Source organism: Marinobacter sp. SS5-14b (assembly GCF_030541005.1).
Classification (GTDB): domain Bacteria; phylum Pseudomonadota; class Gammaproteobacteria; order Pseudomonadales; family Oleiphilaceae; genus Marinobacter.
In genome coordinates, this window is the sequence record NZ_JASSVM010000004.1 from 139446 (window position 1) to 154889 (window position 15444).

Below are 15444 nucleotides of genomic sequence, written 5' to 3' on the forward strand. Positions count from 1 at the left end.
AGCGTGTTTTGGGAAGGCCTACCCGGCCGCGACCTCACCCATAATCAAGAGTTCACAAAAAGCGCCGCGGAAAATAAGGGGGCTTATTGCCAATAGCCTGAGCCAACGCGACCATACCCCAAAGCACAAACGACGTGTGCAGCACGATGGCCCAGACAATCGCAAAGGTCCAGAAATTCCCCGTATTGCCAAACAGCAACCAGGAAATCCCCACACCAGAGCCGATCAAAACCGCACCCAGAACCGACATACACACCGCCGCCTTACTGTGAGCCCGGCGCAACGCACTGGCCTCCCCCGACTTCAGGAACATCCACAACAACACCCCGAAGCCAATGATCGGCAATGCCAACAAATTCAACAAATACCAAGCAATCGGGGCAATTGCCCCGGGCGATTCATTCTTCCGACTGCCCGAATAAGGCATACACCACCTCCATTAGTGCGTTAACGGTCACCGCGTCATCCGATAGAGGCTCGATCATACCGGCCCTGCAGGCCTCCACCGCAGGCATACCTGACGCCATCAAATAAGCCGTATGAATCAACAACCGCGTGGAAGCAGCCTCCTCCAGATCGTGGTCCTTCAGCTTACGCAACGACGTTGCCAGGCCCACCAACTGCTTTGCAAGATCCGCATCACAGCCAGATTCCTGCTGAACAATGGTTTGCTCTACTTCCGGCTCAGGGTAATCAAAGCTCATCGAAACAAACCGCTGCCGGGTGCTCGGCTTCATGCCCTTCAGCAAGCTCTGATAGCCCGGGTTGTAGGAGACCACCAGCATGAAGCCGGGCGCGGCCTTCAACAATTCACCGGTCCGCTCGATCGGCAGTTCCCGGCGATCGTCAGCCAACGGGTGCAGCACAACCGTGGTGTCCTTTCTTGCTTCAACTACCTCATCAAGATAGCAGATGCCACCTTCCCTGACCGCCCGGGTCAAAGGCCCATCCTGCCAGTAGGTGCCATCGGGACCGATCAGGTGGCGACCCACCAGATCAGAAGCGGTGAGATCATCATGACATGCGACGGTATAAACCGGGCGCCCCAATTGCTCGGCCATGTAACGCACGAAACGGGTTTTACCGCATCCTGTCGGGCCTTTGATCAGTACTGGAAGACCGTTGTCGGCCGCTGCACGGAACAGCTCTACTTCGTTGCCTGCTGGCTGGTAAAACGTCATTGACTGGATTCCTTATGTTGCCTGGATTCGGGTGCAGAAAACTGATGCACCCATTCCGGAAAAATCTGAAAGATCTGGCGGTCGTCTTGTCTTTTCAGCTTTGCGAGAGCGGTGAGACAGGGGGCCACGGCCCCTTCAGGGTCAAACTCCTGTGTTCCGGCATACCACCCGGCGCCTTCAACTGTCGCTCCCTGCCAGGTAATAACCAAGCTTTGCGTCGCCATCAGAGGCTGTACAAATGCCAGTTCAGAGACCGCAGCGTGGGTGTTGTTATGCAACAGCAACCCCAGCGCAGAACTGTAATCTGCAGCTTCATAGCGCTGCCCCCTCGAGGGCCTGACACCCTGTTGCGCCAACGCCTCCAGCGCCAGCTCGCCGCCCACCGGATCGGCTCCGGCAACCACTGAGACGTCCCGCCCCTGCAGCTCGGCAAGCCCGCGAACGCCCGCCGTTGCCCGGGTGACCCACACAGGCACCGGCGCGGTGCCACGTCGACTCAACGCCCGGAGAAAAAGCTCACCCCGGCCCTCGCCGGGATGAAAGCTCAGGTGGCTGGGTGCCCCCGGCTCGAACACAAGCTCGGCGACACATCCGTTCCTGGCAAGAAACGCTTCCATCCGGTTCTTCGCTACCGATGTTGACTCCAGCTCTGTCAGCACACGCAGCCGGATTGGCTCGCTGGCGCCCGCAGCCGGTACTGCGGCCACAAGCGTGGCCATCACCCACCAGCAACGGATACTCACCTTACAACCCCAGGGCGTGCGCCCGGTTGGTGAAAAAGATACCCGAGGGCTTCTGGGCCGGAAGTGTGGCGACTTCCTCCAGCGTACGAGTGTTGTACACGGTAATGCGGTCGCTATCCCGGGAGGACACCCACACCTCTTCACCGCGAGGCGTGAATTCCATGTGCAATACCGATTTGCCAGGTTCCAGGGTGCGTACAACCTCACGGGTCTGGGAATCAATCACCTGCACCACATTGTTCTTCGGGTGAGCAAAACTGACCCAGATCTGGCGGTTATCCGGACTGGCCATCACAAACACCGGCTGACCCTGAACGGGAATACGCTGCACCATGCTCCAGTCGTCCATCTTCGCCACCAAGACTTCGTGGCGACCAACCGCGGGCACGAATGCGTGGCCATCCGCAATCGCCCAGCCTTCCAGGTGCGGCATCTTGTAGACCGGCAAGCGCTGCTCACCCTTACCATAGTCCGGCAGGATAGTCTGAGCGCCCTGCTCCGGGTGCCACAAATCCATCATCGACAAGCCATCTTCGCCAAACAGGCCCGCAATGTAATAGCGGCCATCCGGGGTGATCAGTGCATCGTAGGGCTCTTTACCTGCGGGATGCCGGGTGACTTCTGGGGGTGTAGCCATCATATCCACGGTCCAGATTTCCCCGGCCTCGAACAGGCTGAAAACGAACTGGTTTCCGGGAGCATCGACCAGACCGACGGTTTTCGACTGGTCCTGCTCACCGTTGTCGTTGACATAGTTCGCCGGCAGAGTCAGCACGGTGTCCAGCGTTTCACTGTCGAACACGTTCACGCCGCCCGGCTCATAGTTGGACACCGCTACATAGCGACCGTCCTGAGAAATAGCACCACCAATGCTGTTGCCGGACTGGATCACCCGGTTAACAATTTGTTGAGTTAGCAAATCCACCTTCGTGAGGCCGCCGTCGCGCCCGAACACATAACCGTATCGGGCATCCCGGGAATACACCACGGAGGCGTGTGAGAGGTCACCCAAGCCTTCAACCCGCCCCAGAATGTCGTGTTCCGAATGGTCGATCACCAACACCGAGCCAGTCGCCCGCTCAACAATCAGGCCCAGATCACCGGTACCGCGCAACTCGACCGGTTCCTGAGACTGCATGGTCTGACAGCCGGACAACAGAGTTGCAGCAATGAATGTTGCGATCAGGGAGGTCAGTTTTCTCATGGTATGTCCTTGGTCGATAACAGGGTTATGGGTTGCTGCCACCGTCATCCAGTAAAGCACCAGATTTCAGTTGCTTGCTGATCCAGGCAATTTCCTGGTCCGTCAGCAGCGCTTTCCAGGGCGGCATGGCCGTACCAGGAACCCCCTCACGAATAATGGCTTCAATGGCCGCTTCCGGCAGCGGATCGATATCCGAAGGCCGGAGTGGTGGCCCCAGGCCACCTTTAAACGTCAAGCCATGGCAGGAACCACAATCCTGTATGACAAAATTTTTCAGCTCCGCTTCGGTTTTGGGCTCTGCGGAAAACGCGAGTGCCGGCATCAACACTAGCACAGCCAGAACTCCCGAATACCTGAACGCTTTACGACCCGAGCGATTCATTCCCACATCTCCTGAACCTGTTTTGCCATGCTGCGGCGCTGAGGAAACCAGAACCTTGATATTGCTTAAATTTCCTGTAGGTATCCAGTGATCTTTGGGCATACCCACGGGGAGGTACTCTCTTGAATTCCGCCCGTTTTATGACATTAATCAATGTTCATAAGCCTTAAGAAGAGAACCCTAGCAGTACTCTTGAATCCCAAGGAGAGCACCTGATGAGAGTGAGCAAAATGATTATGAAACCTCTGGCCCTGGCAGTGGCCTTTACGTCTCTCGGCGTAATGACTGCCCACGCGGCACCAAAGAATGGTGATGAAGCCACTATGGCCTACGAAGGCACCCCCAGTGCCGTTGACGCAGCATCTGCGAAAATTGTTCGCAGCCCTGGCGCGCCGGACCTGACCGATGCCGAGTTCGAAAAAGCCAAGCAGATCTATTTCGAGCGTTGTGCCGGTTGTCACGGTGTATTGCGTAAAGGCGCCACCGGTAAGCCGTTGACTCCGGACATTACCCAGGAGCGTGGTATTGATTACCTGAAAGCCTTTATCAGCTACGGCTCTCCGGGCGGTATGCCGAACTGGCTGACTTCCGGTGACTTCGATGAAGAAACCGTAGAACTGATGGCCAAGTACGTTATGCACGAGCCGCCACAGCCTCCCGAGTTCGGCCTGGCCGACATGAAGAAAACCTGGGAAGTGATCGTGCCACCGGAAGATCGCCCCAAGAAGCAGATGAACGATCTGGACCTGGAGAACATCTTCAGTGTCACCCTGCGTGACGCCGGCCAGATCGCCCTGATCGACGGCGACTCCAAGGAAGTTGTGAAAATCATCGAAACCGGCTATGCGGTACACATCTCCCGGATGTCTGCCTCCGGCCGTTACGTGATGGTTATCGGCCGTGACGCCCTGATCAACATGATCGACCTGTGGATGGAAGAGCCGCAAACCGTAGCCAAGATCAAGGTCGGCATGGAGGCGCGCTCTGTTGAAACCTCCAAGTTCAAAGGCTGGGAAGACAAGTACGCCATTGCTGGCACCTACTGGCCGCCCCAGTTCGTCATCATGGACGGCGACACTCTGGAACCGAAGAAAATTATCGGTACCCGCGGTATGACCGTCGGCGATCAGGAATACCATCCTGAGCCTCGCGTGGCCGCCATTGTGGCCTCCCATGCGCACCCTGAGTTCATCATCAACGTCAAGGAAACCGGCAAGATCCTGCTGGCCAACTACGAAGATCTGGAAAACATGAACGTCACCTCCATTGATGCAGCAAAGTTCCTGCACGATGGCGGCTGGGATTCCAGCATGCGTTACTTCATGTCTGCCGCCAACAACTCCAACCAGATTGCCGTTGTTGACGCAGTAGACCGTAACCTGGAAGCACTGGTTGACGTAGGCAAGATCCCGCACCCGGGTCGTGGCGCCAACTTCGTGGATCCTGAGCATGGTCCGGTCTGGGCGACCTCTCACCTTGGCGACCAGACTATCCAGATGATCGGTACCGACCCGAAAAACCATCCGGATAAGGCCTGGAAAGTCGTTCGCACCGTTAACGGACAGGGCGGTGGTTCACTGTTTGTGAAGACCCATCCGAAGTCCAAGAACCTGTGGGTAGACACAGCTCTAAACCCGGCAGAAGACGTCAGTCAGAGTGTAGCCGTATTCGACATCAACAATTTCGATGCCGGCTATGAAGTACTGCCTCTGGCCGAATGGGCCGACCTGGGTGAAGGTCCCAAGCGTGTGGTTCAGCCGGAATACAACAAAGCGGGCGACGAAGTCTGGTTCTCTGTCTGGAATACCCAGGACAAGAAATCTGCCATTGTTGTGGTTGACGACAAGACACGTAAGCTGAAGAAGGTGATCAAGGGCGACTACATGGTCACCCCGACTGGTAAGTTCAACACTTACAACACCCAGCACGACGTGTACTGATCCGGCCCCTGGCCCGGAGGAGATAGCCTGATGAGACTGGATACAGTGGACAAGCAGCTGATCAATCACTACCAGCGAAACCTGCCGGTGTGTGAGCGCCCTTATCAGGAGATGGCCAGCAACCTGGGCATCTCCGAGGACGAAGTGATCAGCCGGCTGGCTACACTCCAGTCGCATCAGGTTCTCAGCCGGGTCGGCCCGGTGTTTGAACACAGCCAGGCAGGCGCAAGCCTGCTGGCTGCCGTGGCTGCCCCACCCGAACAAATGGACATGGTGGCAGCCCGGATCAACAAAGCGCCCGGCGTGAATCATAATTACGCGCGGGAGCACACATACAATCTCTGGTTCGTAATGACCGCTCCGGATGAAGACACTCTGGACGAGCGACTCGACGAACTGGAACACCACTTGAAGTTGCCCATACTCCGGCTCCCCATGGTTGAGGGTTATCACATTGACCTGGGCTTCGACATCGACTGGGACGCACTACCATGAACCACCCAGCGCCGCACTTGAGTGGCTCCACCGGCAACTTCCTGTTAGACACTGAAGCATTCAGCGCCTGGGGATTGCTCAGGCTCCGCCAGCAACTGGAAGAAGGCCTGCCTCTGACGCCTCGTCCTTACCTGGCACTCGCCGAGCGCACTGGCCTGACCGAGCAACAGGTGATGGATGCAATCCGCCACTGGCAACAACAGGGGCTGATTAAACGCTCCGGCCTGATTGTGAAGCACCGCACCCTGGGCTATAACGCCAATGCCATGGTGGTCTGGAATGTACCGGACGACCAGGTCAGCGAACGGGGCAAAACCCTGGCCGCGGTTCCGTTTGTTACCCTGTGCTACCAGCGACCGAGACGACTGCCAGACTGGCCCTACAATCTTTTCTGCATGATTCACGGCGTCAGCCGGGAACGCGTGCTCGGCCAGCTCGACAAAATGATCGCCGACCACAATCTGGGCGACACACCCCACTCGGTACTGTTCAGCAACAAAGCCTACCTGCAACGGGGAGGGCGTTATGTCAGCAACAGCTGAGCCGAAAGCCCGCCGGCCAATGTCTGACGACAAGCCCGTGTTCACCGACATCGAAAGAGCCATCATCAACCGCCTGCAGTATGGCCTGCCACTGACGCTGACCCCCTATCAGGACGTTGCCGACGAACTCGGCATCACCGAACAGCAACTGCTGGACCAGCTGAAAGCCCTGCTCGCCAACGGCACCCTGACCCGCTTCGGCCCCATGTTTCATGCCGGTGAAATGGGCGGCGGCCTGACCCTCGCCGCCATGCGCATTCCGGCAGAGGACTACGACCGGGTGACCGAACAGGTAAACAGTTTTCCGGAAGTGGCCCACAACTACCGCCGGGAGCACGAACTGAACATGTGGTTTGTACTGGCCACAGAAACCCCCGAAGGCATTGCAGACACCATTGCACGGATCGAAGCGCTCACGGGCTATCCGGTCTACAACATGCCCAAGGAGCAGGAGTTCCATGTCAATCTCCACTTCGAAATCTGAACAGGCCAAGCTCACCGAACAGGATCGCGAACTGATCATGGCCACCCAGGAAGGTCTGCCACTGGTTTCAGATCCCTGGGGCGAACTTGGCCGCCAACTGGGCATGCGTGCCGAAGACGTGCTTGCCCGTTTTCAGCAGATGCAAAACAGCGGCGTAATTCGGCGGGTGGCCGCCGTGCCCGACCACTACAAGCTGGGCTACCGCTACAACGGAATGACAGTCTGGGATGTCAGCGACAGCGCCATTTCAGAGATGGGCCAGCGGGTCGGTGACCTGCCCTTTGTCAGCCATTGTTACCGCCGGCCAAGGCACCTGCCCTACTGGAGCTTCAACCTGTTTGCCATGGTGCATGGCACCAGCCGGGAAGAAGTGGAAGACAAAGCTCGCCAGATTAAAGACCTGTTGGGCGACAGCTGCGCGGGGAACACCATTCTCTACAGTTCGGCGATCCTGAAAAAAACCGGGTTGCGACTGAGAAAACAGAAAGATACCCCCTGAAGTACTCCATCAAAGGTATGGATACCGCCCGCTCCAGAGGGGATAGTAAAGGGCATAGAGCCGCTAACGGCCAGCCCGGAGGGCCCATCACGCCACTCCCGATGAGAGAGAGAATTTATGTTTCGAATGACCCGTTACATCAAAAGCCTGATGAACCCGGCGCCGGTGCGCCCGGTGCCCAAGCCCAGTGGCCCGGTGGTGATCTGGAACCTCATCCGCCGCTGTAACCTGACCTGCAAACACTGCTACTCGATCTCTGCCGACATCGACTTCAAGGGCGAGCTGAGCACCCAGGAAGTCTACACCGTGATGGACGACCTCAAAGCCTACGGCGTGCCGGTGCTGATCCTCTCCGGCGGCGAACCCCTGATGCGCCCGGACATTTTCGAGATTTCCCACCGGGCCAAGGAAATGGGTTTCTACGTTGGCCTGTCCACCAACGGCACCCTGATCACCGAAGAAAACATCGACAAGATTGCCGCGGTTGGCTACGACTACGTGGGCATCAGCATTGATGGCCTGGAGGCCACTCACGACGAATTCCGCCAGAAAAAAGGCGCGTTCAGGGAATCCATGCACGCCGTGGCCCTGTGCAAAAAGGCCGGCATCAAGGTGGGCCTGCGCTTCACCCTGACCCAGGATAACTACCCGGAACTGCCGGCCATGCTGGAGATGCTCGATGAGCACCAGATAGACAAGTTCTACCTGTCGCACCTGAACTACTCCGGCCGCGGCGGCCGCAACAAGAAGCGCGACGCCTGGTACGACATGACCCGCGACGCCATGAACCTGCTGTTCAACCATTGCCACGATGAACTCAAACGCGGCATCGAGCGGGAATACGTCACCGGCAATAACGACGCCGACGGCCCTTTCCTGATCGAATGGGCCAAGGAGCATTACCCGGACCAGGTGGACGCCCTCACCCAGCGGCTGACCAACTGGGGCGGCAACTCCTCCGGCGTGAACATCTCCAACATCGACAACCTGGGCGTGGTACACCCGGACACCTTCTGGTGGGACCACAACCTGGGCAACGTGCGGCAGACCCCGTTCTCGAAGATCTGGTCAGAAACCACCGACCCGCTGATGCAGGGCTTTCGCCAGCACCCGCGCCCGGTCAAAGGCCGATGCGCAGACTGCAAATATCTGAACATCTGTAACGGCAACACCCGGGTGCGGGCCTACAACGTATCCGGCGATTTCTGGGAAGAAGACCCGGGGTGCTACCTCACCAACGAGGAGATCGGTGTCGTGGAAAATACGCCACGCCGAATTGCCGCTGCCGCCATCGAAATCCCGGTAAATAACCTGTAAGGAAGCACACCATGACCACAAGCCCACGCAAGAAGTGCCTGGTGGAGTTCCAGCTGGCGGAGCAACCCTTACGGCCCGGAGAAGTTGCTATTGTTGGTGCAGGCCCTGGTGATCCGGGGCTGCTCACGCTCAGAGCTCTGATGCTGATCCAGCAAGCGGATGCCATTGTCTATGACCGGCTGGTGTCCCCCCAGATCATGGAACTGGTGAACCCTCGGGCAGAACGCATCCACGTGGGCAAAGCCAGCGGTTGCCACTACGTACCACAGGAAGACACCAACGAACTGCTGGTCAAACTGGCCGTCCAGCAACGCAGAGTCGTGCGCCTGAAAGGCGGTGATCCGTACATCTTTGGCCGGGGTGGCGAAGAGGCCGAGTTCCTGGTCGATAACGACATCGACTTCCAGGTAGTGCCCGGCATTACCTCCGCGGCCGGTTGCTCATCTTACTGCGGCATTCCACTCACGCACCGGGACTATGCCCAGAGCGTGACCTTCGTCACCGGTCACCGTAAAGCCGATCAGGAGCTGGAACTGAACTGGCAGGTATTGGCGGCCCCGGGGCAGACCCGCGTGTTCTACATGGGCCTGCACAACGCACCCACCATTGTGCGCCAACTGACCGCCCACGGTCTGTCTGGCAGCTGCCCGGTAGCGTTGGTGGAGCGCGGTACTACCCCACTGCAACACATGACCGTGACCACCCTGGATGATCTGGTTGACACCATCGAACGGGAAGACTTTCAACCGCCAACCCTGATTATCGTGGGCGAAGTCGTGCAACTGGCCGAAAAGCTGGCGCGCCCGGCTCAGGCAGGATGGAACAGCGCCCTGGCAGGCTCCGCGTCAGCTACCGCTGCCCGTCGGCCAGCCTGAAACAGAACTCAACTCTGACAACCGGGAGCTGTAGCTGGTGAACCTGACCCAAGCCCGAGCAAACCTGATCAAGACCCTGCTGCTGGCAGGCAGCTTCATGGCAACCCCCTTGTTGGCTGAAGAAGTCGGCAAGAGCAGCATCGACACACTCTATCTGCAGCAATGCGCCGCCTGCCACGGCCCCGACCGCCTTGGCGGCATGGGCCCCGCCCTGCTGCCGGAAAACCTCGGGCGCCTGAAAAAAGCCGAGGCCGAAAAGGTCATCCGCGAAGGCCGCCCAGCCACCCAGATGGCGGGCTACAAAGACATCCTGAACGACCAGCAGATCGCCGCCCTGACCGACTTCATCTATCAGCCTCCGAGCCACGAGCTGAAGTGGGGCGAGGCCGAAATCCGCAACAGCCAGGAAGTCAGCCATGCTGCCGGCTCCCTGCCGGATGAACCGGCGTTCGAAGCGGACATGATGAACCTGTTCCTGGTGGTAGAAATCGGCGACCACCATGTCACCCTGCTGGATGGCGACAAGATGGAGCCCATCCACCGGTTCCCCAGCCGCTTTGCCCTGCACGGCGGCCCCAAGTACAGCCCGGACGGCCGCTACGTGTACTTCGGCTCCCGGGATGGCTGGATTACCAAGTACGACATCTACAACCTGAAAGTCGTGGCTGAGGTTCGCGCCGGCATCAACATGCGCAACATTGCCGTGTCTGCTGATGGCAACTACGTGCTGGCCGCCAACTACCTGCCCCATTCCATGGTGCTGTTCGACGCTGCCAACCTGGAAATGCTGGATTTCATCCCGGTTGAGAACGATGCCGGCGAAAGCTCCCGGGTGAGCGCCGTGTATACCGCACCACCCAGAAGCAGCTTCATCGCGGCATTGAAAGACATCCCCGAAGCCTGGGAAATCACCGTCGAGAATCAAAAAGCGAAGCTTCGCCGGATGACCACCGACACCCTGCTGGACGACTTCTTCTTCGACCCCGGTTACCAGCACCTGATCGGCGCAGCCCGCGACGGCAAGCATGGCGTGGTGATCGACCTGGATACCGGCAAAACCACCGCGGAACTGCCGCTGCCCGGCATGCCCCACCTGGGCTCCGGTATTACGTGGGAATACGAAGGCCGCCGGGTGATGGCTACCCCGCACTTCCGGGCCGGCGCCATTTCCATCATCGACATGGACACCTGGGAAGTGATCAAAACCCTGAAAACCGAGGGCCCGGGTTTCTTCATGCGCAGCCACGAGAATTCCCGCTACGCCTGGGCAGATGTGTTCTTCGGCCCCAACGCCGACAAGGTCCACATCATCGACAAGCAGACCCTGGAGATCGTCAAGACCCTGCAGCCTGAGCCGGGCAAGGTAGCCGCCCATGTGGAGTTTGACCGCCATGGTGAAAAGCTGCTGCTGAGTATCTGGGACGACGACGGCGCCATCATTGTGTACGACGCGGATACGCTGGAAGAAGAAAAGCGCATTCCGATGAACAAGCCTTCCGGCAAGTACAACGTCTGGAACAAGATCAACTACGAGGAAGGCACCAGCCACTGAGCCAACTTTGGCACTTTGCGCTAACCCGACAAGACGCAGCCTGCATCATTGGAGCAAGCGCAGCTTGTGGGGGGATGCCTCCTGAAACACGCTCCTTGCGGCACATCCATGTGTCGCTTGGGCTCCGCCATCCCTGGCTCCGCACAGTTTCAGGAGGCATCCCCCCACAAGCCGCTCTCCGGCACCGAGTAATCGTTATCGATTAAGTCAAATATCCTTAATGGTTTAAGTCATTTCGAATATTTGTTTTGTGGTAGCATAATTGACCTACGCCAATGCAGCGAAGGTTATGTTATGAACAGCAGTTTCCGGCCACCGATGGCATCCGCACCCTGCCTGCTGGGTGAAGACCACCCGGACATTATTCACCACGACGCGGCACCCGCCGAAGTTGCCCTGCTGAACGGCCTGAGCCGCGCCTTTGGCATCTGTCTGAACGAAAAGCAGAACAGCCCGGAAGCCCGGTTTCTGAGCGATATCGCGCGACTGTTCCATCAACGCAAAATAGACGCAGAAACACCCCTGGAAAAACACGACCGGCCCTGGGCCAACGTTTACCTGATCCAGTACGGAGTTCTGCGCCTGTTCAGGGAGTCGCCATCCGGCAAAGTTGCAATTCACCACTTCTTTACCGAAGGCGACCTGATATGGCCGGTATTCGGGCGTAGTAGAACGGTGCGTAATACCCTGTGCCTGACCAGCGTGCTGCCGGCTACAGTCTGGGTGGCGGATTTCAGCGCGTTCCGTTCGGCCATCCAGAGCCATGGCGACGGGCTCTGGCACAAGTTTGCCCTGGTACTGACCGAAGAAATTGCCGAACTCACCAGCATGCGGGAGTTCCGCAAACACACCATGTCTGCTCAGGAACGCTACGAACTGTTGCTCGATGAATACCCGGAGCTCATAAAACGGGTGCCGGATAACCAGCTGGCATCCTGGCTGGGTGTGGTGCCTGCTACGTTTTCCCGCCTTAAATCGGCAAACGCCAAAAGTTCTGGCGCACCATAAAAAAGCGGCGGACTTTTCAGCCCGCCGCCCAAACCTGAGTCAACGCTTGCTACTTCGAAATCAGCCGTGCAGCTTCACTGCCAGCTCAGCCACGTGCTTACCCTGGAAGCGGGCAATGGCCAATTCTTTCTCGCTGGGCTGGCGGGAACCGTCACCGCCGGCGATGGTCGAGGCGCCGTAAGGCGTGCCGCCATTCACTTCAGAGATATCAAAGAACTCCGGAATTCCATAGCCCAGAGGTACCAACACCATGCCGTGATGGGCCAGGGTGGTCCAGAATGATGTGATGGTCTGCTCCTGACCGCCGCCTGTTCCGGTTGAGGTGAACACGCTACCCACTTTCCCGTGCAGCTTGCCCTCAGCCCACAGACCACCGGTCTGGTCGAGGAAGGTGCGCATCTGGCCGGCCATGTTGCCGAAGCGCGTCGGCGTGCCGAAGATGATGGCATCGTAATCTGCCAGTTCACCCGGGCTCGCTACCGGAGCATCTTGCTCGGCCTTGCCTCCAGCGCTCAGGAACGCCTGGTCAGTCATGGTTTCCGGCACCCGCTTGACCACAACATTGGCGCCCTCAACGCTTTTGGCACCTTCGGCAACGGTATTTGCCATAGTTTCGATATGGCCGTACATGGAATAGTAAAGAACCAGAACTTTTGCCATTTGAATGATCTCCTCGTATTTACTCAAACTTGAAACCAGCGTACCGGTCAGCAGCCGAAAGGGAAAACGGAAGATTTTCCGCAGATCATTCAGTTTTTCTGAACATGATCACAGGATGTTCATGGCAAATATTTGCGTACACATGTACGCTGAGTGGCATTATACTTTCAGCCAACACCGTTCACGCGGAAGACATCAACCATGAGCCAAACGGCATGACCCAATCCGAAGGAACCGCCCAGTCCGTGCACCAGCAGATTGAAGAGTGGATCAACAGCGCCACCCACGGCCTCGGAGCCATTCTGAGCGTTATTGGCACGGTCGCATTGATTGTCGGCGCCAGCCAGACAGGCGACGCCTGGAAACTGGTCAGTTTCAGTGTATTTGGCGCGTCGCTGATCCTGCTCTATATGGCCTCCGCGCTCTACCACGGCGCACGCAGCCCAGCCCTGAAGACCGCGTTCAAAACCCTGGATCACTGCGCCATCTTCCTGTTGATTGCGGGCACCTATACGCCCTTTCTGCTGGTCAACATGCGCGGCGCCACGGGCTGGACCTTGTTCGCCATCATCTGGTCGCTGGCCATCACCGGGGTGGTACTCAAGATCATCTTCAAGAACCGGTTCAAGCTGGCCCGGGTTGGCATCTATGTCGCCATGGGATGGCTGATTATTTTTGCCTCATCCGACCTGGTTGCCAATCTTAACGAAACAGCGCTCCATCTGATGATTGCCGGCGGTATCACCTATACAGCGGGCGTCGCCTTCTATCTGGCGGACCGCATCCCCTACATGCACGCAGTCTGGCACCTGTTCGTAATTGGCGGCAGCGCCTGTCATTTCAGTGCTGTCTATTTTGGCGTGCTGCCTCACACGGTATAAACTCTGGTTCTGGCCCCGGTAACCTGCGGGGCCTTCCAACCAGAACCCATACCGAGGTCTGTTCAACGTGGCTGGCAAGCCCCTGCACGCATTCTGGCTGTTCTTTCCCGCGGCCGCCTTATGGGCCGCCCTGGTCGTTCCCCTGTCCCTGTTCGCCGTATTGTCTGGAACCGGCTGGCCGCCGGGGCTGATTGGCGCGGACCATGGCCACGAACTGGTTTTCGGCTTTGCCCTGGCACTGATTGCCGGCTACACCCTTGGCCCCCAGCCCTGGCGAATACTCGGGCCCCTGTTCGGGCTCTGGCTTGGCGCACGAATCAGCTGGCTGCTGGCACCGGACTGGCTCGTCAGCCAGTTGCTCAGCCCGGCCTTTGCCCTTTTACTGGCCCGCTACGTGGTTCCCCGTTTCCAGGCCGCCAAGAAGTGGCGTAACAAGGTTGCCGGCCCCTTGATTCTGGCGCTTTGTCTTATGGCCCTGGTTTACTTCCTGGTGCGCCCAGGCCCTCCCTTTCCACCCGCCAGCACGCTTCTGCACACCGCCATCATCGGTTTGCTGTTGCTGATGACGTTTATGGGCGGGCGCATCATCGCGCCGGCGGTGGCCGGCACCCTGGAGAGGAAAGGCATACCGCTGGAAGCCCGGGTTCAGCCATTAATTGAAGGCTGGTTACTGGCGATTCTGCCCCTCGCCATGGTGTGCATTCTGTTTACCGCTACTGAAAAACTGGCTGGCCTGCTGTTGCTGACCGCGAGTCTGCTGATTATCGTTCGGGTGGCCCGCTGGAAACTCTGGCACTGTACCGACCGCCCGGACCTGCTGGTGCTGGCCATCGGTTATCTCTGGCTGGCGGCCGGGGCGGCGGTTACCGGCGTGCACCTGATTACCGGCCACGCCCTGCTGCCTGCCCTGCACCTGATTGCCGTTGGTGCACTGGGCACCCTATCTTGCAGTGTGATGTTGCGCCTGGCCTGGCAACGGGCCCGGCGGCGCTTCCCGCCAGCATGGCAGGTTCTGGCTATTGCCGTACTGATCGCCCTCGCCGGCGTGTGCCGATACCTGGCGGGCCCGTTACCCTTCAGCCAGCCCGGCTTGCTCTGGCTTGCGGCTTCGGCCTGGACGCTTACGTTCCTTGGCGTCTTCGTCCAATTACTGCGCCTGTACCCTGAATCTACGAAAAGAGGAAAACCTGACCGTGGCTAAATGGCTGGTAAAGACCGAACCTTCCGAATGCAGTATTGATGACTTTGCCCGCGACCCAGGCACGGCGATTCCCTGGGACGGCGTACGCAATTACCAGGCCCGGAACTTTCTGAAGGAGATGGCAGAAGGCGATGAAGTGTTCATCTACCACTCCAGCTGCAAGCACATCGGCATTGCCGGCATTGTGCGGGTAACCCGCAGCGCCTATCCGGACCCGAAGCAGTTCGAAACCAACTCCCCTTACCATGACCCCAAGAGCAACCCGGACACCCCCCGCTGGCAGGCGGTGGACATGCAGTTTGAAGAAAAGCTGCCAACGCTGATCAGCCTGGATCAACTGAAAAGCCTCACGGGCCTGGAAGAACTACCGCTGGTGCGCAAGGGCAGTCGGCTGTCGGTCATGCCGGTCAGCGATGATCAATGGCGGTTGATTCTGGCGCAGGTAGAATAGCCGCTCACCGCTTCCGGGTGCCTACCACC

At 58.4% G+C, this 15444-nt stretch carries 17 protein-coding genes and 1 pseudogene; 12 read left to right on the forward strand and 6 right to left on the reverse strand.

Annotation, left to right across the window (positions count from 1 at the left end; genetic code table 11):
* Positions 1-52 precede the first annotated feature (52 nt).
* From QPL95_RS10595 to QPL95_RS10615, 5 genes are read right to left on the reverse strand one after another with little or no spacing between them, the layout of a single operon-like run.
* Positions 53-427: a hypothetical protein gene (locus tag QPL95_RS10595; RefSeq protein ID WP_303290941.1), complete on the reverse strand. Its 375-nt coding sequence runs from the start codon at positions 425-427 to the stop codon at positions 53-55.
* A complete protein-coding gene (locus tag QPL95_RS10600) occupies positions 399-1181 on the reverse strand; it encodes a CbbQ/NirQ/NorQ/GpvN family protein (protein WP_303290942.1) in 783 nt (260 codons plus the stop codon). The genes QPL95_RS10595 and QPL95_RS10600 overlap by 29 nt, the downstream gene beginning before the upstream one ends.
* Entirely contained in the window at positions 1178-1924 is a 747-nt protein-coding gene (locus QPL95_RS10605; protein ID WP_303290943.1) for a hypothetical protein, read from the reverse strand. Before QPL95_RS10605 ends, QPL95_RS10600 begins: the two co-directional genes overlap by 4 nt.
* 1 nt (position 1925) lies before the next feature.
* The gene (locus QPL95_RS10610) at positions 1926-3128 is read right to left on the reverse strand and encodes a cytochrome D1 domain-containing protein (protein ID WP_303290944.1); all 1203 of its coding nucleotides are present in this window, start codon (positions 3126-3128) and stop codon (positions 1926-1928) included.
* Positions 3129-3153: 25 nt separating this feature from the next.
* Positions 3154-3510 carry a cytochrome c gene (locus tag QPL95_RS10615; RefSeq protein ID WP_303290945.1) on the reverse strand — a complete coding sequence of 119 codons (357 nt, stop codon included), beginning with the start codon at positions 3508-3510 and terminating at the stop codon, positions 3154-3156.
* A 215-nt stretch (positions 3511-3725) separates the two neighbouring features.
* Between QPL95_RS10615 and QPL95_RS10620 the strand changes: the two genes are divergently transcribed.
* The 9 genes and pseudogenes from QPL95_RS10620 to QPL95_RS10660 all read left to right on the forward strand — a co-directional run bounded on the left by QPL95_RS10620 (position 3726) and on the right by QPL95_RS10660 (position 12222).
* Positions 3726-5450, forward strand: a complete 1725-nt coding sequence (locus QPL95_RS10620; RefSeq protein WP_303290946.1) for a nitrite reductase — start codon at positions 3726-3728, stop codon at positions 5448-5450.
* A gap of 30 nt (positions 5451-5480) precedes the next feature.
* Complete coding sequence (locus QPL95_RS10625) at positions 5481-5945, forward strand: Lrp/AsnC family transcriptional regulator (RefSeq protein WP_303290947.1); 465 nt, start codon at positions 5481-5483, stop codon at positions 5943-5945.
* Entirely contained in the window at positions 5942-6487 is a 546-nt protein-coding gene (locus QPL95_RS10630; protein WP_303290948.1) for an AsnC family protein, read from the forward strand. Before QPL95_RS10625 ends, QPL95_RS10630 begins: the two co-directional genes overlap by 4 nt.
* 19 nt (positions 6488-6506) lie before the next feature.
* The gene (locus tag QPL95_RS10635) at positions 6507-6971 is read left to right on the forward strand and encodes an Lrp/AsnC family transcriptional regulator (protein ID WP_303291237.1); all 465 of its coding nucleotides are present in this window, start codon (positions 6507-6509) and stop codon (positions 6969-6971) included.
* A complete protein-coding gene (locus QPL95_RS10640; RefSeq protein WP_303290949.1) occupies positions 6946-7470 on the forward strand; it encodes an Lrp/AsnC family transcriptional regulator in 525 nt (174 codons plus the stop codon). The genes QPL95_RS10635 and QPL95_RS10640 overlap by 26 nt, the downstream gene beginning before the upstream one ends.
* A gap of 117 nt (positions 7471-7587) precedes the next feature.
* Entirely contained in the window at positions 7588-8787 is a 1200-nt protein-coding gene (nirJ, locus tag QPL95_RS10645; protein ID WP_303290950.1) for a heme d1 biosynthesis radical SAM protein NirJ, read from the forward strand.
* 74 nt (positions 8788-8861) lie between these two features.
* Positions 8862-9662 (forward strand): annotated as a pseudogene (gene cobA / locus QPL95_RS10650) (uroporphyrinogen-III C-methyltransferase); the annotation flags it as partial.
* Positions 9663-9699: 37 nt separating this feature from the next.
* The gene (locus QPL95_RS10655) at positions 9700-11214 is read left to right on the forward strand and encodes a cytochrome D1 domain-containing protein (RefSeq protein ID WP_303290952.1); all 1515 of its coding nucleotides are present in this window, start codon (positions 9700-9702) and stop codon (positions 11212-11214) included.
* 294 nt (positions 11215-11508) lie between these two features.
* A complete protein-coding gene (locus QPL95_RS10660; protein WP_303290953.1) occupies positions 11509-12222 on the forward strand; it encodes a Crp/Fnr family transcriptional regulator in 714 nt (237 codons plus the stop codon).
* Between the two features lie 60 nt (positions 12223-12282).
* On the opposite strand, the gene wrbA is transcribed toward QPL95_RS10660, so the two are convergent.
* Complete coding sequence (gene wrbA / locus QPL95_RS10665; RefSeq protein WP_303290954.1) at positions 12283-12882, reverse strand: NAD(P)H:quinone oxidoreductase; 600 nt, start codon at positions 12880-12882, stop codon at positions 12283-12285.
* A gap of 215 nt (positions 12883-13097) precedes the next feature.
* Between wrbA and QPL95_RS10670 the strand changes: the two genes are divergently transcribed.
* From QPL95_RS10670 to QPL95_RS10680, 3 genes are all read left to right on the forward strand, one after another.
* Positions 13098-13763 (forward strand): hemolysin III family protein, encoded by a 666-nt coding sequence (locus tag QPL95_RS10670; RefSeq protein WP_303290955.1) that lies wholly within the window; start codon positions 13098-13100, stop codon positions 13761-13763.
* 67 nt (positions 13764-13830) lie between these two features.
* Entirely contained in the window at positions 13831-14964 is a 1134-nt protein-coding gene (locus tag QPL95_RS10675; protein WP_303290956.1) for an NnrS family protein, read from the forward strand.
* Complete coding sequence (locus QPL95_RS10680) at positions 14957-15415, forward strand: EVE domain-containing protein (protein ID WP_303290957.1); 459 nt, start codon at positions 14957-14959, stop codon at positions 15413-15415. Before QPL95_RS10675 ends, QPL95_RS10680 begins: the two co-directional genes overlap by 8 nt.
* Positions 15416-15444 lie beyond the last annotated feature (29 nt).